Source organism: Pseudoscardovia radai (assembly GCF_002259605.1).
Taxonomy (GTDB): domain Bacteria; phylum Actinomycetota; class Actinomycetes; order Actinomycetales; family Bifidobacteriaceae; genus Pseudoscardovia; species Pseudoscardovia radai.
Map to the genome: position 1 here is coordinate 61,468 of NZ_MWWR01000007.1, position 18,368 is coordinate 79,835.

The following is an 18,368-nucleotide window of genomic DNA, read 5'->3' on the forward strand; positions in this document are numbered from 1 at the left end:
CACGGCTTTACCGAGGCCGTTTAATGCGGGCAATCGTCCGCTCTCCCCGTCTGTTTGCCTTCCGTTCATCTTGCGCCGCCCGCCCCCGCGAATCGCGGAAATATGATGAGTTCACGCGCATGACGCCGACGCGCGGAACCGTGCCGGCGCGCAAGGCGGCGCGAAGGAGAAGAGAGACCTTCCATGAGCGATGACACGAGCGATGGTATGACCCGCATCGATTCGAAGGACGCATTCCGCACGGAAACGGATGCCGCGACCGACGCAGCAGGCACCTCCAATGCCTCCAACACCCCCGCCTACGAGGAAAAACACCTGTCATTCCTCGCCTCGTTCGGAATCGGGCTCCTGCATCTCGTCATCTACCTGCCCATTCCGACCGTCATGGTCACGCTTCTTGTCGGCCGCTTCGTCGGCGACCGCCTCGCCGCGCTCAACGGCTGGAACGTCGCCGCACGCCACGACTACATGTTCCGCCTCATGCTCGTTCCCGCGCTGGCTCTGTGCACCGCGGTCTATGTGATCGCGCACGTGTACCGGCGCCAAACGCGGAAGGCCGACCTGCCCCTGAGATACGATTCCACGGGACTGGGGCTCGCCATCGCCGTCATTCTCATTCCGCCGATCGTGTGGGTTTTCCTGCCGGCAGCATCGGATTTCCCGACGGCAACGCCGGCAGCGGCAACAACCGCAGCGTCTGCGACGGTAGCGTCAGCGGGCGCCGTGGCCGGCGTCGTCGCCATCGCCCCGGCCTGCGCCGGCAACGATGATAGCGAGCAGCGATAGCCCGATAAGAACGCCGGGCATCATGCCCGATGTAAAGGATCCGAAGTCACCGCCCACGGCGAGTCCCACGAATCCGATGGCGCCAAACACAATGCCGCACATGCCGAGCACGATAGCCCCGCGGCGACGGTTGGTCGGCAGCATGGCGATGCTGACAAGCGGTCACTGATCATCGGACAGCACGATTTTCGGACGGGCCAGGCATGCGGGAGCAGCTAGATGCCGCAGACCCATGTCGGGTCGGACGGCTGGCACGGCATCGGCGGAGGAATCGTTGGCTCCTCCGGCTCCATTGGTTGATCCGGCTGTTCCCCCGCGCCCGCAGACCTGTCGATGTCGGCTCGAATCAGCTCCAGGACGTGGTGTGCCTCTAAATTGTTCGGCGTGAACTCCTCGCAGAGCCCGACCAAGCATTCCCATGTGGTGGCCGCGAATCCAATTTCGTCTGCGGACAGCGTCCTGTCGAATCCCTGCTGCCACGCAGCGACGAACCGCGCGGGGTTGTCGCCGTCGTACAGCACGTTTCCCGAGCGTTCCAGCACCGTCAGCCTGTCCATGAGCCCGCTGCCGGCGACCTGCGGCACCGTCCGGGGCAGGTTCCCCACGGTGGTCTCGTGCGCCATCGGGGGCGTCCACCTGGCGCTGCCCTCGGTGCGCATGTCTTCGTAGAAGCGCGACAGGATGCCCAGGCGGCTGAGAGCGGGAGGAACCGCGAGCAACACCGCGCGTGTGCCGCGGCCCAGGCTCCGGGCTCGTCGCGCCTCGTCGAGCACGGTGGCGGCGTTGCGCCACGTGCCCTCGATCACGCATGAGATGCGGTTGCCGTCGGCGTATTCCACCGCCATGCCCGTCCAGGCGCCGGCGGCCCTGGCCGTCACGTCCGGCATGGACAGCGGGTCCGTTTCCATCAGCCAGTCGTAATCCGGATGGTACTGGCGAAAGTCGTCGCCGACGACGGGCATGAGGTATCCGGGGCACAGCCGTTGTATGAACATCTGCCCGCGGGTCTTGCCTGCTCCGGGCTGGGCGCCCAGGAAGTACGTAACCGGCTCCGGGCTCGGCTCCACCCCGGGATACATGCCGGGGAGAATGTCGGAGAGCCAGATCCGCTCCAGCTCCGCATCTGAAGGTTCAGTCATAGAGAAGCCCTTTCAGCTCCGCACGTCGGGCGTTCCAGCGTTTCACCGCCGCTATCTGCGCGGCCCGGTCGTTGGGATCGACCGCGGCGCGTTCACGGTTCAGTGCGACGTGCTCTGCCCTCCATTTCGCAGATTCCGCCTCGTCGCCGCGTGCCTTCGCCTGCCGATCGAGCGCGACCAGCCGTCCGCCGAGCTTGGTGCCCGCTTCGTAGAACACGTCGTACATGGCGGCCCCGTCCAGCAAGCTGTAGTCATGTTCACTCATATTGACCCTCTTCTGACCGCCGGCCCCACGCCAGCATTACGTCGATTATCGCACCGGAGTCCCGCCCACAGCGAGGGAAATCGTAAAGATTGCACATGGAATGGCGTCCAGCGGTTCGAAGGAGGCATTGTCCCGGCCCAACCGTCGTCCCGACACCGCAACCGGAACCGCAATCGGCACCGAGGGCGCACCATCGTGCACCCTCGACCCGGATTACCCCGCCCCAACCGCCATTCCGATGCCATAACCGCCATTGAAGGCGCGCCATCGTGCACCCTCGGCCGCAGATAGCCCAACACCAGGCCGCCCAACAAAGCCTAACCCGCATCGAGGGTGCAATATTCTGCACCCTCGACCCGGATTATCCCGCCCCAATCGCCATTTAGGCGCCACAACCCACGCCGAAGGAGCACCACCGTGCACCCTCAACCGCCTTACGACGCGGTTTGGGCACAGACACGAATGACATTCATTTGATGACGTTTGGGAATCCGCCGGTCCTCGCCTTGTATTCCGACCTGCGTGATGGGCGGCGCGTAATAGGCGGCGCGGCCTATCCGACTTCACTGCTAGCAGGTCAGGAAGGAAACGATATCCCCCGCGTAATCGTGCACGGCGTGAGGAACGGCCCCATGGAGGCATCGCCCCGTCGCCTGCGCAACGACCAGCGGTCTTCGAGAGTCGGCGTGTCGATGCACCCCATGCCGATGGCATACGACGGAAGCTCCACGACAGCGTTGACGGTGTCTTCGTCTCCACCGTCCGCATGCAGCGGCGTATCGCCGACGCAATAGACGTTGCGGTCACTCTCCACGATGGAGAATCCGACGCAACGCCCATTGCGCAACACCTCGAAAGCGCCGAACGGCGTAGCGAACCGTGTGACTATCATGCGGCACAGTCCTTCCCTGCCCTTATCACGAGATGGTCGCCATCCCAAAGACGGTGCCATCACAACCAGCACCGAGGGTGTACAAAACCACACCCTCGGCGAAGACCTAGGTGCCCGCACCGTCAAATGGATCCCGCCAGACGAGTCGCCGGATTCGACCGAATTTCGCGACACGCCGGGAAAATCGTGGGCATATGATGATTCCACTTGGCCCGCAAAGCAGCGAGACGAGCTGTGCTGCGGGGGCTGACAGGCTCCGCAGCATGGATAGGAAAACAAGTAGGCCCAAACAAGAAGACCCAAAAACAAGAAGAAGGGAACAGACACATGACAACCGCAACCAGCAAGACCACCGAAGCCAGCAACACCACGCCTTGGCCCATCGCCGTCGACGAAACCACCTTCCCGGACGAGTTGTTCTGCGAGTACGTCTTGGAGAACATCTCCGGCAAGGATGGCGACCCCACCACCCTCACCCAAGAGGAAGCCGACGCCGTCACGAAGATCGACATCAGCAAATGCACCTGGGCGACATTCGACCCCGAAAACGGGAATGACCTCGCATTCGACGGCGTCACGGTATACGATGACATGGTTTACGAAGGGGGTTGCATCACCAGCCTGAAAGGCATCGAATACTTCGCGAACCTTACCGAGCTGGACGCCAGCGACAACCAGCTCGAGGAGCTCGACATAAGCCACAACTCGCACCTCACCCATCTGAACGTCAACACCAACCAGCTGGAGAGTCTCGACGTGAGTCACAACACGCAGCTCACCGATTTGGACGCCGGCAGCAACTCCTTGGAGAAGCTCGATGTAAGCCACAACACACAGCTCTCCGAACTGTGCACCAGCAGCAATGTGTTGACGGAACTCGATGTAAGTCACAACACACAGCTCACCGAACTGGACGTCTATGGAAACACACTGACGACCCTCGACGTAACGCACAACACACATCTCACCGCACTGGACGCCGGCAGCAACTCCTTGGAGAAGCTCGATGTGAGCAACAACACACAGCTCACCTTCCTGAATGTCAGCGACAACCAGCTGACGGAAATCGACCTGAGCAACAACGAAAAGCTCACCGACTTCAACTGCGATGCCGGCTGCAAGACCGTTGGTGGCGTCATGTCCAAGTGACGCGTAAACGGGTTATGACGGTGAATACGATGGGGCCGATGGTGGGAGCGTGACTCTTTGTTCCGCTCCCACCATCGGCTCCATCGTCACCATGCCGGCGCTTCGCCGTCGGGAATCATCCGACGACCGTCACCGCACCGTCCTTGGGGCTATCCATGATGATTCCCGGATCGTCGGCGTCCACGCGAGTGACGAAGAATTGCGTATCGTAATAATCCTCACCCGGAGTGGATATCTCAGACGATTCAAGACCCTGGAAATACATGTCATAGATTTGCGCGGTGTGCGTCAGAGGCATCCCGCCAAGCGTCTCGGGATAGAGGAAATCACCGCCCTGCGGATAGCACTCGCCGTCATAAAGTACTGAATTGCCGCCACGGCACCTTTGATCATATGTCAATTGACTAGCGATGAATTCAGTTTGGGCATTGTTACCAGTCGGATCGGTCGTGACATAAGTGCGGGTCGTGCCACTCGCCTTCTCCCCGCTTTTTCCAAGGCTGGAGATGATTTCGTCGTCGGTCTTCCCATTGATGTCCTGGAAAGTGAGGGAAGTGGAATAAGTATCCCACTGGTACTGTCCGTTCGCACCGCCAGTACGCACCCAAACAGAATCAATCTCTCCGTCCTTACTCAAGCCAGGAAAGCCGACAGAGTCATCATCCGCCGTCCCAGGCTCCACAAGGAACCAGAGCTTATGATTCTCAATGGCCTGGGTGAAGGTGACCGCCGACGAGCCGGACTCCGAACCGCCCGACGCACCACTCGATGACCCTCCGCATGCAGCCATCGAAACCAAGGACAGGAACGCAACAAGCATCGCCGAAACGGCACGCATCGTGTTTCTCATATCGATCCCTCTCTGAATTCACACTGCGACACACGCCGCACCCTTCCAAACGATGGCGCAAACCATCGTCTAGAAACTACCCCCCCCAGACAAAACGAGCCCGGGCGGGTTCTAGTGAATGTCGCAACACCACATATGGCTCAGGTAAATATGGCTCAGGCATCCCTCTCCCCAATCATCTCCACCGGCCATCGCGAGCCTTGAAACATTGACCGGATCCCGGCATCACATCCGCGCATTAGACTTGCCACAACGAACATTTGGCGCACCAGTCACCTGATGCGACGGGCGCCGCGAACGCCATCACGGAAACCGGAACGCGGCCGGAACGGAAGCGATATGCGATTCTTCGAAAAGGCATTCGACGAGCTGACCACACACGAGCTGCATGAGATCATGAGAGCTAGGGCGGCGGTGTTCGTAGGCGAGCAGAAAATCGTCTACCCCGACGCGGACGGATTGGACTACCAGTGCATGCACGCATTCGCCACCGATGAAAACGGCCGCGTCGAGGCCTATCTGAGGATGTTCGGGGCGGACGAGCTGCCGGACGCCGCGCAGTTCGGCAGGGTCCTGACCATGCATCACGGCCGAGGCACCGGCGCGCAGCTGATGCGCTTCGCGGAGAGGACCGCGGCGGAACGGCTCGGCGCCAGGGAGATCCGCTTGGACGCACAGAAGACGGCCGAGGGCTTCTACAGGAAGCTGGGATACGATGCCGTCTCCGACTATTTCATCGAAGCCGGTATCCCCCACGTGAAGATGAAAAAGGCCTTGCATTCGGAGTGATTCCGTCCTGATCGGGACGGGGTGGGCTCCGATCGGGCGGTGCCATAGCGCGCCCGGACTCGATCAGTCACGTTCAGTCGCGTGGCTCCTTGACGGTGACGGTCACCGGGCGTTCCACGTCCTCCATGTGGCGCGCCTTCCGTTCCGCGATGGCCTTCTGCCGCTCCGCCTCGTGACGCTCGTCCTCTTCGCGCATGATGCGCGCGCTTTCGGGGAACACACGCTCCCACCCGGACATGTCTTCCTTGCCGTCGGGGTAGCGGATGAGGTAGGCGTTCAGGCACAGGCCGATGGCGAACATGAGGTCGCTGTGTTCGTCGCGCTTCGGGTCGTCGTCATCGACCCACCACGAGTCGGCGCGGTACCCGTCGGGAAGCGTCACGCTGTAATCCGCGTCCGGCGTGTGCGGGTAGCACGTCACGTCGAACTCCGGGTGGTCTTCGACGTGGTGGAGCTTGGCCGCGCCGTCGCTGAGACGGATGTGCATGACGGTGGGGTCGGCCAACTGCTCCGGGGTCAGGTTTCGGATGATTCGCTTCTTCATGATGGTTTCCTTTCACTGTTTCCGGCGGATTGGCCTTTCGAGCCATTCCGCCAATGCGTCGGGCGTGTTCGCCAACGCGGGGTCTGTGCGCGGGTCGCCGCTTCCGCGACAACACCGGCCGTATCAGGCCGTTGATGCATCTGATTTTTTCTCTTTCCTCCGCAGCCGTGCTGTCATCGTCATCGCCGTCAAGCGTAATGCTGATGACCTGCAGCCTCCCCACTGCGGCGAACAAGTCATCCACCGACACATCGCCCTTGGTAATCTGCTTACAGAAGAACCGGTAGTTGATCGTCAGGTTCGAGGCCGGCTCGAACTCGTCCGGATCACCCGCCACAAGCCTTCGCAACGCGTCCCTGTCGCCCCTGACGGGACGCAGCTTGATCCTGTCGTCGCCGTCGTTCCACTCATCGACGATGTAGCGGTTCATGATCATGTCGGCGAGATTCTCACGCTCCGACTCCACACGTCCGGACCTGACCATGGCGCAGACCGCCAAAAGCAGCAGCGTGACCGTCGTCAGACGCTGCTGCCCGTCTATGACGCGGTATTCGGTCCTTGCGCCATCGCCCACGACCTAGGAGACGATGCTGCCGAAGAAATGATGTCCTCGCCCGTCACGGACAACCCTCTTCAGATCCTCGTACAGCTGACGGCAGTTATCGACTCTCCAATCGTATTTCCTCTGGTACACGGGAATGACGAACCTCTTGTCCGTACCTTCCATGAACGACACCAGATTCGTCGCCGACCCCTTCATTCCTCCGCGCCTCCCCATGCAACAGCCCCACCGGACAAACGGCAGGGCGAACACCAAGACATTGATCCGATTCCAAGCGTATCGCACCTGTGAACATGGCCATCGCCAAGATGAAATCAACCAATCTCATGTCGCGACACGCCGGGAAAATCGTGGGCATATCATGATTCCACTTGGCCCGCAAGGTAGCGAGTCGCAAGCCGCAGAGCCCGGCAGACTCAGCGGCATGGATAGGAATAGCAAAAAGAAAACAACACAAGAAGAAGGGAACAGAGAATGACGAACGCAACCAGCAACACCAGCACCGGCAACAACAGCACCGCGGCCAGGAAGACCACCGCAGCGAGGAAGACCACGTCCTGGCCTGTCGCCGTCGACGAAACCACCTTCCCGGACGACCTGTTCCGCACGTACGTCATCGAGAACATCTCCGGCAAGGACGGTAACCCCGCCACCCTCACCAAAGAGGAAGCCGACGCCGTCACGATGATCGACGTCAGCGGCTACACCGGGTCGCCGGCCGCCAGCGCGGAAGACGCAGAAGGCGCGGAAGACGCGAGCGAAACAGGCGAAGGCAAGGACGAAGAGGGCCTCATCGCCAGCCTGGAGGGCATCGAATACTTCGCCGACCTCACCGAGCTGAACGCCAGCCACAACCAGCTGACGGAACTCGACATGAGCCGCAACAAGCGCCTCACCAAGCTGAGCGCCGATCACAACAACCTGACGAAGCTCACCGTAATCCGCAACACACAGCTCGAGTGGCTGGACGTCAGCCATAACCAGCTGTCGAGGCTCACCGTGACCCACAACACGCAGCTCACCCATCTCGACGCCAGCTATAACCGGCTGAGGAATCTCAACACAAGCCGCAACCCGCAGCTTGACTGGCTGGAAGCCTGCACCAACCGGCTGCTGAAGCTCGACGTGAGCCATAACACGCAGCTCACCCATCTGGGCGTCAGCTCCAACAAACTGACGGAACTCAACGTGAGCAACAACCCGCAGCTCACCCATCTCGACGTCAGCTCCAACCAGCTGACGGAGCTCGACGTAAGCCATAACATAGAGATCAAATGGCTGACCGCTGGACAAAACAAGCTGGCGGAACTCGACGTGAGCCACAACACACAACTTGACATACTGGACGCCAGCTACAACCAGCTGACAGAGCTCGACGTAAGCCACAACACACAACTTGACATACTGGACGCCAGATCCAACCAGCTGACGGACATCGACGTGACGCGTCGCACTCAGCTCGGCTGCCTTGACGTCTCCAATAACCGGCTGACGGAACTCGACGTGAGCCACAACACGGAGCTCTACTCTCTATATGTCTTCAAAAACCTGCTGACGGACATCGACGTGAGCCACAACCCGCAGCTCACCGATCTGGACGTCAGCGACAACAAACTGGGGGAAGTCGACGTGAGCCACAACCCGCAGCTCACCGATCTGAACGTCAGCAGCACCTGGCTGTCGGAGCTCGACGTGACCCACAATACGCAACTCGACAGGCTGCAGGCCTGTTACAACGATCTGGAGGAACTCGATCTGACCCACAACACGCAACTCACTTACCTAGATGTCTACTCCAACCAGCTCAAGGAGCTCGACGTCACCCACAACACGCAACTCACCTTCCTTGATGCCAGCCAAAACTTTCTGTGGGAGCTCAACACTACACACAACACGCAGCTCACCAGTCTCAGCTGGCATGCCGATGATGAGAGTGCTAGCCAAGAGGCTGCGAAAGTTTGGGATTGGATGATGACCCATGATCTCTCATAATCTCTGAGAATGCGGAGGTTCTTGGGATACAAGAAACGATGAACCGCGGACGCGCCTGCAGGCAGTCCGCGGTTCATCGTGTTGCCGGCCGGCCCGACGAAGGGCCCGACACTGGCGAAGGGTGCCCCGGATGCGAGAACAACATTCAAACGGACTGAATGGTGTTCTTGCATTGCAAATGCTTGTCATGTGTGTTTATTTCAAAGATATGCTCTCATCCGTAAGGCACTGACCATCACAGGCTAAGGTATCAAATTAGGTATCACAGAAGCTGCGCCGGAAAGCGCAGCTTTTTTCATACCCACGACCCATCGGAAACATTGAGAACTCAACGGAGGCAGAAAGCGCATGAGGATGCAATGGGGCACCGTGTTCCCCCGGAAGAACAGAGAAGGAAAGGTATCAAGTTGGGTGGCCCGGTACACGTCGCCGCTCGACCACAGCAAGAAGATCTCGAAGTCGTTCCCCATCGGACAGAAGGCGCTTGCCTACCAATGGCTCGAGGAGGAGCACGCCCTGGTCGACAGGGCCGAGATGGGACTGGCCCGGTGGACTCCGCCCAGCGAGAGGGTCGAGAGGGAGCATGGCCCCACATTCGAGGAATACGCAAACCAGTGGATCCGTGAATACAGGCTCGCCGACGGACGTCGGGCCGAGGGGGCAACGCGGCGCAACCTCGAGGCGGACGTCTCGCACCTCATCCGCGCCTTCGGCGGCATGGAGATTGGCAAGATCAGGCGCAAGGAACTGCGCGACTGGTACGACGCGGAGCACCCCGAAGGCCCTCACTCCTTCCACCGCCAGTGCGCGCGCATGAAGCGCATCCTCAAAGCCGCCGAGGACGGCAGCGTCGGCGAATGGGGCAAGCTCATCCAGAAATCCCCGTGGTCCTTCCGACTCCCGCCATTGCCGGAATCAGGCCGCGAAGACGTCGAGCCCGTCACACCGGCGGAACTGAAGAAGCTGTACCACGCCATGCCCTGCTACGACAGGCTCATCGTGTACATCGCGGCCGTCGTGGGCGGCCTGCGCATCGGAGAAGCATGCGCCTTGCGCAAAAGCGACATCGACCTCGACCGCCTCGAGATGCACGTCGCCCACTCGGTCAACAGAGGCAGCGACGACCTGGGTCCCAACGAACTGTGCCGCACCAAGACCAAGAAGAGCAACCGCGTCGTGCCCATCCCCGAGGTCATCGTCCCCTTCATCAGGGAGCACATCGGTCGCTGGTGCGACCCGGACGACCCCATGCTCTTCCAGGCGCGACGAGCCGACATCCTCTCCCCCACAACCGTGCAGCAGCAGTTCCGCGCCGCCCGCAAAGCCGCGGGACGCACCGACATCACCTTCCACACCCTCAGGGCCACCCACGCCACGATGCTCCTCATCTGCGGCGGAACCCTCCGCGAATGCATGGACGAGCTCGGTCACACGAGCGAGCGCATCGCCATCCAGCACTACCAGCGCATCGTCCCGGAACACCGCCGCCAGGCCGTGGAAAGAATGGCCGAGAGGATGATCGCGTAAGGACGGGGCAGACGTCCAGCGAAGCTGAGCCTGGATTGCCTGATGGCGATATTTTCGCTCGCTGATACGGTAGTGGGGCGGAACTCCACGGTTCCGCCCCACACGTCGTCGGCAGTATGCAGCCTGTCGACCATCGCAACGTTCTGCTCGCCTGCCACAGCCCTGAATCTCAATGGATGCTGCGCGACGTATAGTTCGTAAGATGTTTTCCTATCGAGCCAAGGACTATCTTCCGGCTCTCAGGGTCCCATGCATAGTAAATGCGTATTGAATCCGCATCCTCCTTATTGCCTTTCTTCAAATGAGGCTCTATGGAATACTGCTTCCCGTCAACGGAAAGCTCGCGAAGCTTCATCAATTGAGGATTTCTTCTCGTCTCACGCCCTTCGCTGAGGGCAACATCGAACCCCGCCAGGGTTTCTGGATTCTGGCGGAATATCTCATTGATATTCCCTTCGCCCTCCGCATATGCCAGCCATAGCGGACGACAGACCATCATCATCGCCTTCCAGCACAATGAGGGACTGGTGATGCAGTCCTTCAAGCTCGACCATGCTCTATCGGATACGACGATTCTGTCATCGTAGAGCTTGGAAAGCATTTCCACGATCGCATGGTTCGACTCATAGGGATTCGCACCACTAGCCGAGAAGACTTCAGGCAGTTCCGTCGTGAGCATCTTGCGCAACTGTTCACGCTGATTGCCCTCCACGGCATCGGATTCATTATTGAGACCACGGTACTTCGCCTTCAAAGAATAATTCTCTTGAAGCAATTCCGAATAGTCGGCCCGTATCTGTTTCAGTTCGTTCTCTGTCTGCTCAGCGAGATTCAATGCTGCTTCTACATCTTGTTCACTCTGCAGTCTTCTGTTTTTCTCATCTTCCAGCTTGGCAGAAAGATCTTCAGTCTCCTCGCTTATCGCATCCTGACGCTCTTCCTGCTCATGCAGCGCTTTCTGACGCTCAGCAAAGCCCTGGCGAAGAGTGCTGATTCGCGATTGATACTCGGAAAGTCGCTCGTCGGCCATCTCCAAGTCATTTCTGATTTCAGCAACCTTTTTATGCTGAACCACGTCTTCAACAGTGACGAATTCCTCGGTCTCATAAAAATGCACGTCCTGCGACAGCGCTTGACGGAGGAGGAATATCAATGGGTCACCGGACGCGCCGTGCATCAATCTGGGTAAATCATCCATATTTCGTCTAGTGAAATATCGGTGCCTCTTCAACTCATTCCACTTGTTATCCCCGCCGAAATTGGGACGTGTCTGGTACACCCTGACCGAGTCTGTATAACAACGCAAATCGGGAATTGGGCACGCCCTCTGGACAGCATCATCCTCGGCCACACTGGTCGGATAGCAAATCAACGCATTGGGGTACAGCTCCTCGTCAAGTTTTTCCGGGTCAATCGCAGGTTTTCCGGTCTCCTTGTCAAGAGCGATATAAACAATCGGGTATTCGCGATCGCTTCGCATCACCAGTTTCCAAAAAGTACTTGCACTGATCGCACCCGCCCCAGCTTGCGTCGCGACTTTCGTCAGCATTTCCGCGATGTCGAGATCGGATTTGCTGCAATACAAGTTCTCATCCGCCGTCAAGAATTTCACAAGACGCGGAACCGAGGCTTTCGGGGCGGGTGATGCCGGTCCCAGGAATCCAGGACGGTCCTGATAGGAAAGAATCAGGGAAAACACACCCGAATCTTGCTTGGAAACCGACCGATAGCTAATTTCGGTCGTCCACTTTCGAGGCGCGATATAAATGTCCGTCTGTTCATCGCGCTCTCTCCGCATCTCCTCATCAATTTGCGCCGCCCATTCGACAGTATCGCCATCTTGGAACAACGCACTCTTGACGGTTATCCACTTCCCCCTTTGCCTTTCCGTGAAAGGAGTCCTACCAGTTCCTCGCTTCAACCTTGTCATATCGATGCGCTCATCAAGGAGGTGATAATGCTTCGATTTCACCCATCCCGTCAGTTCAAGCACGATTTCCCACAGCAGGTCTCTATTCTCGCTGTATTCCGTCAGGCTCAGATCAAACTGACATTTATAGAACAGCTGTGCACCCAAATCCATCGGCCCCTCCTTGACCTCTCCATGAATTCCACAGGAAGTCACACAGGAAGTCAATAATAGACAATGTTCGCCAGCCGTTCACTTATCGGTCAATCTGCCTCAAACACACAACCGGCACCATCGCAGCCAATGCAGACCCCAAAATGATGCAGACGTTGAATTCTATGATGGCGATGGAGCGTCTCCGCACTTCGATCCGCACAACCGTTCAATGCGCCAAGCAGATACTCGCCCGATGAGATGCCGGCAGACTAGATAACCAGAATTGAGCGAAGCTCTACCATATGTAATGGGCAACTTCACCAATGAGATGGAGCCAAGATGACGAAGAAGAGCAACGAGTGCCAAACGCTCCTTGATGCAATTGATTGGTGCAATGCTCAGTCAACAGAGGGAAGGGAAAACGCCAACCTTCTATCTGGGCGTGTCCACACTGATATCGAGAGACCCGACCTTGCCATTGAGACAGCTGACGGACGGCTCATTGGGCTCGAACATTTTCGTGTCGATCACTTCATCAAAGGCAAAAACCACGCTTCAGCAGTTGCACAGCTAAGCAATGAAGCCAACAAGAAGCGGAAACAGCTCGTCCGACAATTCCACGGCAACCCACCTACTGACGACATAGCGGAACTACTCCTGAACACGTGCGACAACGCACTGCGCCAGCAGCGAAACGCGTGCATCATGGACATCGTAAGTTCGCTAGAGCAGGGTGCGTTTGGAAACAATGGACACATCAAGAAAATTCCCGCATACCTATGCAACCTACAACGGCGGTATCGCACTGACGCGACCGTTGAAATCGGATTCGTGATAGAGTTTCACACCAACCTTCAGAACCTGTTTCTCAACACCGCGGAAGGCACGACCCGGACATACAACGGAGAGCTGCCCATGTTCACGGAGCTGTACGAACAACTGAATCGGATTTCGAAGAACGTTGATTGGATCGTGCTCGCCTCATACCCCGCATTAACCTTCGACATTGCGCAAGCAGCGATCATCGACTGCCGCAACGGAGAGTTCTCAAAGAGTATGGAACGGCAAGGACTTGCCCCGGTAACCTATCTTGGCCTAGGGCGCACGTCGCCAGTCGCCCCCATCAGGAAATCGAAAGAGAACCAAGCAACAAGCTACACGAAGAAAGAAGAAAACAGCCACACATACCATTTGATGATCGCCAACAACTCTGATTATCCCAAACCCGAGAATCTTATGGAAAATGCGCTCAGCGAAGCGCCCAAGGCACTACAGCTTGCAACAGCCGGCAAGCCTTTCTGCGCCACTCAATCGGTCCAGATGCTCTATGAAATTTGCACACGACTCGGCAATCCTGGCACTGCCGCAACAAAAGACGGCGTTTACAAGACTCTCCGTTCGAATCCACGACGCGTCAAGCTATTGTGCGAGGAGTTCGAAGAACGATGGCAACTCAAACCGACGGACGATTGACATCCCTGCACACAGATTCTAAGCGCATTGCACTAGTCATGCGGCTTGATGAGTTGGGAGCAATCCAAGGTAGTTCCTCACGCCGTCAACATACGTATCATTTGGTAATATTGTCTTAACGACAGCTAATGCCCGAAGGGAGCGGACATGCAGACTGCAATCATCGATGGGGAGAAAGTGGTCGCCAGCCTCATTCCGCAGCAGCAGTGGGATGAGTTGCGGATGCGGCAGAAGTCAGTGACCCGCGACGACCCGATTGCCAGGGATCCATTCGGGTTCGGGCAGCCGATGTCGTGCAAGACGCACGGAAGGACAGGACTCCACTTCTTCAGCTTCTATCCGCACGTCACGCTGCCGGCGGGCTTCGATGCCGACTGGCTGGGGAACGAGTCGCCGGAGCACGCCATCACCAAGGCATTCATCGTGTCCATGGCCGAAACCTTCGGCTATCAGGCGGAATGCGAGAAGCCCGTGCCGCTGGCGGACGGGCGGCACCGGATCGCCGATACCGTCGTCACCTTCCCGGATTCCGCCGGACGTCGGCCGCTGGCGATAGAAATCCAGATAACGAAGCAGGACGACCTCGACTTCGAGCAGCGCACGCGGGATTACCACGATACGGGATATGACTGCGCGTGGCTCGACTTCAATCTGATGCCGCATTCATGCACGAACCCGCTCGACCCGGCCATGGAGCTTGAAAGGCATACAGAGTATTCGCTGCGGGACGGCACGTATGAGTGCTCGGAGGACATGCTGAAGAGCTTCCGATGGGATGGCGTAGAACCCATCAGGGGCGCCCTGCGGTTCCCGTTCCGCATCGACATGGACACGCGCACCTTCGCCGTGTGGTTCGACCATGACTGGAAAGACCTAGACGTCTGGCTTTACGACTTCCTGGAACGCCCGGATTCATTCCACCCCCGTCCAAGGCTCTCGTATGTCAGGCTGTTCTCGGCCAGGAGATGCGAGGAGTGCGACAGCGCACGACGGTTCTGGGCGAACGACGCGATGATCGGCGAGATACGGCGGGCACGGCCGGGCGACTGCGTGCTCAATGAGACGATGACGGATCGAGAGCGCCACGCGATCGAGGAATTCGCCGCGGCGATGGCGGGAAGGATGGAGACGTTCAACGATGGCGCCCTTCTCGCCAGAGGCGATGACGGGCACCTGCATTGCCCCAGATGCGGAAGAACGCTGGGCACGGCGGAGATGAAGGCGTCACTGCAATACACCAAGGCGGCGATACCGCTGGAGGAACCGGGGCGGGACGCGTCCGAGGAAGGGTGGACGTACAGCAACGCATGGGCTGACGACGGGTTCACCGCCGCGAAAGAGGAACGATTCGTCCGCACGGCGACGAGCCTGCAGGCCATGGAGGACACACTCGGTGACATCCGGGAGTGGCGTCGCTCGCACTCCCCGCTCAACATCTTCCATCGCAAGAGGATGGGATGGCATCCGTCGGAGAACAACCCGAATGACCTAGATGCGTGGATGGAGCCTCTGGACGAGCTGGCGGCGGAAAAAGCGTATCGAGCGGCGCGCATGCTGGCGGCGGGGAATGTCATCAGCGACAACAATCCCGTGTTCTCCTGTTCCGGTGACGATTGCCGCCTCGACCCGCTGCCATGGAACCGCTGACCCTGGCATCCTCCCACCGAGGCAGGGGAGGAATCGTCCGAACACGGAACCCGCGCGCCGGCGTGAGCGTGCGTTCCGGTCAACGCCTGTAACATCTCATGTCGCCGCGCCGGACCCGCCGGTCTCACGGCCACGAGGGCCGATCGGCCGGACAGCCAAGAGGGAAACCCTCTTGGAATCTCCCCGTCTGGGTTCCGCAGCAAGCAGCGGAACCCAGACGGGGAGCGCCCTTCGGGCGCACAATCCATCTTTTTCTTTTTGCCCCGCCGCCGGAGTCGGCAGATTGTACCGTCAGCGAAGAACCTGTCAAATCCCGCCGCACGCGACGCTACGCGTCGGAGCGTCGGTATTTGACAGAACCTTCGCTGACGGCTTCGCCTACGGTTGAGGGCGGCGAGGCAAAAAGAAAAAATGGGAAACAAAGGATAACCATGCCCATTTCAAGACGCAAAGTAAACGGAAACCGCGACACGCCCGGGCGAAAATTTCCTCTATTTTCCTTGAAAAAACAGCCGTTTCGAGTTGACATCACGCCAAATCTGTTATACTATATAACTGTCATCAAGAGATGGCACAGAGAACGAATCCAAAGGATTCAGAAAGAGAGTCACCATGACTATCAATTTCGACACCCCCGCCAACGGCAAGCTCTCCCGTGAGGACGTCGCCGCACTGAAGCAGCAGTTCCGCGACGCGCGCGCCAAGCATGGTTTCGTCACCACCGACACCGATTTCTTCGCACCCGCCGTGCATGAGTGGATGGACGCCATCGAGAACGGCGGCATCCTCACCACCGACGCCGCCGCCCGCATCTTCGCCGGCACCCGCGTCACCCTCTCCATGCGCGACGCGATGCTCGTCGCCGTCCTGTCAGACGCGGACGAGGCCGACACCATAGAAATCGCGGGCAACCCCCACGACTCGAAGAGCGTGGGCCGCGTGTTCGACGCCCTGAACAAGGTGTTCCGCGACCCGTCCGCCCTCCCCGACACCACGAAGTGCGGGAACGCCCTCGACGCCATCGCCGACCTGCTTGGCAACGCCACGGAGGCATGCGACGCCGCCCACCTCCACGCGGTCACCGCCTACATCAAGTGGTGGCTCGGCGACATCGACGCCGCAGGCAAGGAGGCGGCGCGCGCCCTCGAAACCGACAACGGCTGCAGCCTTGCGCAAATCATCATGACCGCCCACGAGTTCGACGTGACGCCCGCATGGCGCACCACGATGGGCGTCTAGCCCGGCCCGGCGGCGGGGCCAGACGCCCCGCCGCCACCTTTCGCCCACGCGAAACCGCATGACGAAACCCGCCTGGCACGAGGCCAGCCCCGTGCCAGGCGGCGACCACGTGGGGCTGGCGGATTCCCCGCAAGCGGGAAATCCGCCAGCCCCACCCACCACCCGACGCCCCAGCCCGTCCGAGTCTCACGCCGCCGCCGCACGACCACGGCACACTGATACCACACAGCAAACCACCCCCGGAAGGACCACCCATGACCGAAACATCACCCCAGCCCAGCGCAGCCGGGCTTGCCGCATGCACATTCCGCGCGGGCAACCTCACCAAGGACCCCGTCATCAGGAGCTTCCCCGACGGCAACAGCGCCGCCTACCTACGCATCGCCTACACCGACGCCGACGGGCAGACACGATACGTGTCGGCTGAAGTCCGCCGCCGCAACCTCGAATGGCTCGAACGCCAGAACCTGCGCAAGGGCTCGTTCGTCATCGCCATCGGCCGCGAACACGAACGGTACAACGACTACCGAGGCGAAGACGAAACCATCCTCCGCGTCAGCCTTATGGCCTGCCACACATCATGGGACCGCACGCCCGAAGACGCACACACCGGAAGCGCCCCGCGCCCCCAGACGAAACACCCGGATGATAACGAGCCGGCGAAAACCGGCGCGTTCATCGACGGCGACTTCACCGGCAGTGACTACGACACCACCGGACGTCTCAAGCCCGAAACGCCCACAACCGAGACCCCAGACCCCAACCCCTACGGCGACGAATGGTTCGACGCCGCCCCCGAATACTGACGCCACGGCGACAAGCAAACAGCGCCGACCGGATGCCGCCGACCGGCAAGGGGCGCCCGCGCCCTCCCCGACAGGGAGGGGACGGGCGCCCCTTGCCATGTCACGCGGAACCGCTCACAATCCCCCGCCGCATTGCACGGCATACGGGGATTCCACGCATTCCGTAGCCCGCGGACCCGGCATCGCGCCACCCTGCGCAGCCCCGGACGGCATCGCATCGTCACCGCCCATATCACCCGCGCTCGTATCGGACGGCGCAGCGAAGATCAGCGCCGCCTCCCCACCGGGAACGTCACCGACGCCCTCCAACACGCCGAGTACGTCGCGCCGCGCTTTGCCCGATTCGGCGACGCGACGGCGCAACGCGTCAAGCGCCGCCCGGTAGTCGAGGAACGCCGAGACGATTCCTTCCGTGACCCTCATGTCGCGTTCGTATTCACGGCGCTTGGCCTCCATCGCTTTCTTCACGAGTGCAGCGCGGCGCCTCTGCATATCGGTCTTTGCCATACGTTCTCCTTCCCATTGGTTGCGGATGGTTTCCAAGGCTATGGGCGCCACGCCGTTCCGCGGTGAGACATCGGCCGGCCGGATACCGGTGGAGGGAATTCGCTGATGTCTCACCCGCCGCGCCACTCCGTCCCCC

General features: G+C 59.7%; 16 protein-coding genes and 1 pseudogene. 9 read left to right on the forward strand and 8 right to left on the reverse strand.

What is annotated here, in order from left to right; translation table 11 throughout:
* Positions 1-183 precede the first annotated feature (183 nt).
* A complete protein-coding gene (locus PSRA_RS04975) occupies positions 184-786 on the forward strand; it encodes a hypothetical protein (protein ID WP_094660800.1) in 603 nt (200 codons plus the stop codon).
* A 215-nt stretch (positions 787-1,001) separates the two neighbouring features.
* Here the strand turns inward: PSRA_RS04975 and PSRA_RS04980 are convergent, their stop codons facing one another.
* The 3 genes from PSRA_RS04980 to PSRA_RS04990 all read right to left on the reverse strand — a co-directional run bounded on the left by PSRA_RS04980 (position 1,002) and on the right by PSRA_RS04990 (position 3,082).
* Positions 1,002-1,925, reverse strand: coding sequence for a zeta toxin family protein (locus PSRA_RS04980; RefSeq protein ID WP_094660801.1), 924 nt, complete (start codon positions 1,923-1,925; stop codon positions 1,002-1,004).
* On the reverse strand, positions 1,918-2,190 hold the full coding sequence (locus PSRA_RS04985; protein WP_094660802.1) for a hypothetical protein: 273 nt from the start codon (positions 2,188-2,190) through the stop codon (positions 1,918-1,920). The genes PSRA_RS04980 and PSRA_RS04985 overlap by 8 nt, the downstream gene beginning before the upstream one ends.
* Positions 2,191-2,767: 577 nt before the next feature.
* On the reverse strand, positions 2,768-3,082 hold the full coding sequence (locus PSRA_RS04990) for a hypothetical protein (protein WP_094660803.1): 315 nt from the start codon (positions 3,080-3,082) through the stop codon (positions 2,768-2,770).
* Between the two features lie 327 nt (positions 3,083-3,409).
* On the opposite strand from PSRA_RS04990, the gene PSRA_RS04995 reads away from it, so the two are divergent.
* On the forward strand, positions 3,410-4,231 hold the full coding sequence (locus tag PSRA_RS04995) for a leucine-rich repeat domain-containing protein (protein ID WP_094660804.1): 822 nt from the start codon (positions 3,410-3,412) through the stop codon (positions 4,229-4,231).
* Between the two features lie 115 nt (positions 4,232-4,346).
* Here the strand turns inward: PSRA_RS04995 and PSRA_RS05000 are convergent, their stop codons facing one another.
* Positions 4,347-5,081, reverse strand: coding sequence for a hypothetical protein (locus tag PSRA_RS05000; protein WP_143516334.1), 735 nt, complete (start codon positions 5,079-5,081; stop codon positions 4,347-4,349).
* A gap of 339 nt (positions 5,082-5,420) precedes the next feature.
* Here PSRA_RS05000 and PSRA_RS05005 point away from each other — a divergent pair, with 339 nt between their 5' ends.
* Positions 5,421-5,870, forward strand: coding sequence for a GNAT family N-acetyltransferase (locus PSRA_RS05005; RefSeq protein WP_158216324.1), 450 nt, complete (start codon positions 5,421-5,423; stop codon positions 5,868-5,870).
* Positions 5,871-5,943: 73 nt separating this feature from the next.
* On the opposite strand, the gene PSRA_RS09365 is transcribed toward PSRA_RS05005, so the two are convergent.
* Both PSRA_RS09365 and PSRA_RS09785 read right to left on the reverse strand, forming a co-directional pair.
* Positions 5,944-6,414, reverse strand: coding sequence for a hypothetical protein (locus tag PSRA_RS09365; protein ID WP_245834905.1), 471 nt, complete (start codon positions 6,412-6,414; stop codon positions 5,944-5,946).
* A 223-nt stretch (positions 6,415-6,637) separates the two neighbouring features.
* Positions 6,638-7,192: pseudogene (locus PSRA_RS09785) on the reverse strand (DUF262 domain-containing protein); the annotation flags it as partial.
* Positions 7,193-7,450: 258 nt separating this feature from the next.
* On the opposite strand from PSRA_RS09785, the gene PSRA_RS05025 reads away from it, so the two are divergent.
* Both PSRA_RS05025 and PSRA_RS05030 read left to right on the forward strand, forming a co-directional pair.
* On the forward strand, positions 7,451-8,968 hold the full coding sequence (locus tag PSRA_RS05025; protein ID WP_094660810.1) for a leucine-rich repeat domain-containing protein: 1,518 nt from the start codon (positions 7,451-7,453) through the stop codon (positions 8,966-8,968).
* A 411-nt stretch (positions 8,969-9,379) separates the two neighbouring features.
* On the forward strand, positions 9,380-10,495 hold the full coding sequence (locus tag PSRA_RS05030; RefSeq protein WP_245834907.1) for a tyrosine-type recombinase/integrase: 1,116 nt from the start codon (positions 9,380-9,382) through the stop codon (positions 10,493-10,495).
* Between the two features lie 169 nt (positions 10,496-10,664).
* On the opposite strand, the gene PSRA_RS05035 is transcribed toward PSRA_RS05030, so the two are convergent.
* The gene (locus tag PSRA_RS05035; RefSeq protein ID WP_094660812.1) at positions 10,665-12,578 is read right to left on the reverse strand and encodes a hypothetical protein; all 1,914 of its coding nucleotides are present in this window, start codon (positions 12,576-12,578) and stop codon (positions 10,665-10,667) included.
* Positions 12,579-12,899: 321 nt separating this feature from the next.
* Between PSRA_RS05035 and PSRA_RS05040 the strand changes: the two genes are divergently transcribed.
* The 4 genes from PSRA_RS05040 (at position 12,900) to PSRA_RS05055 (ending at position 17,725) form a co-directional block, all read left to right on the forward strand.
* Entirely contained in the window at positions 12,900-14,033 is a 1,134-nt protein-coding gene (locus PSRA_RS05040; RefSeq protein ID WP_094660813.1) for a hypothetical protein, read from the forward strand.
* Positions 14,034-14,180: 147 nt separating this feature from the next.
* On the forward strand, positions 14,181-15,680 hold the full coding sequence (locus tag PSRA_RS05045) for a competence protein CoiA family protein (RefSeq protein WP_094660814.1): 1,500 nt from the start codon (positions 14,181-14,183) through the stop codon (positions 15,678-15,680).
* Positions 15,681-16,292: 612 nt separating this feature from the next.
* Complete coding sequence (locus PSRA_RS05050) at positions 16,293-16,919, forward strand: hypothetical protein (RefSeq protein ID WP_094660815.1); 627 nt, start codon at positions 16,293-16,295, stop codon at positions 16,917-16,919.
* Between the two features lie 254 nt (positions 16,920-17,173).
* Positions 17,174-17,725 carry a single-stranded DNA-binding protein gene (locus tag PSRA_RS05055; protein ID WP_094660816.1) on the forward strand — a complete coding sequence of 184 codons (552 nt, stop codon included), beginning with the start codon at positions 17,174-17,176 and terminating at the stop codon, positions 17,723-17,725.
* 114 nt (positions 17,726-17,839) lie between these two features.
* Here PSRA_RS05055 and PSRA_RS05060 read toward each other — a convergent pair whose 3' ends face one another.
* The gene (locus PSRA_RS05060; RefSeq protein ID WP_094660817.1) at positions 17,840-18,232 is read right to left on the reverse strand and encodes a hypothetical protein; all 393 of its coding nucleotides are present in this window, start codon (positions 18,230-18,232) and stop codon (positions 17,840-17,842) included.
* Positions 18,233-18,368 lie beyond the last annotated feature (136 nt).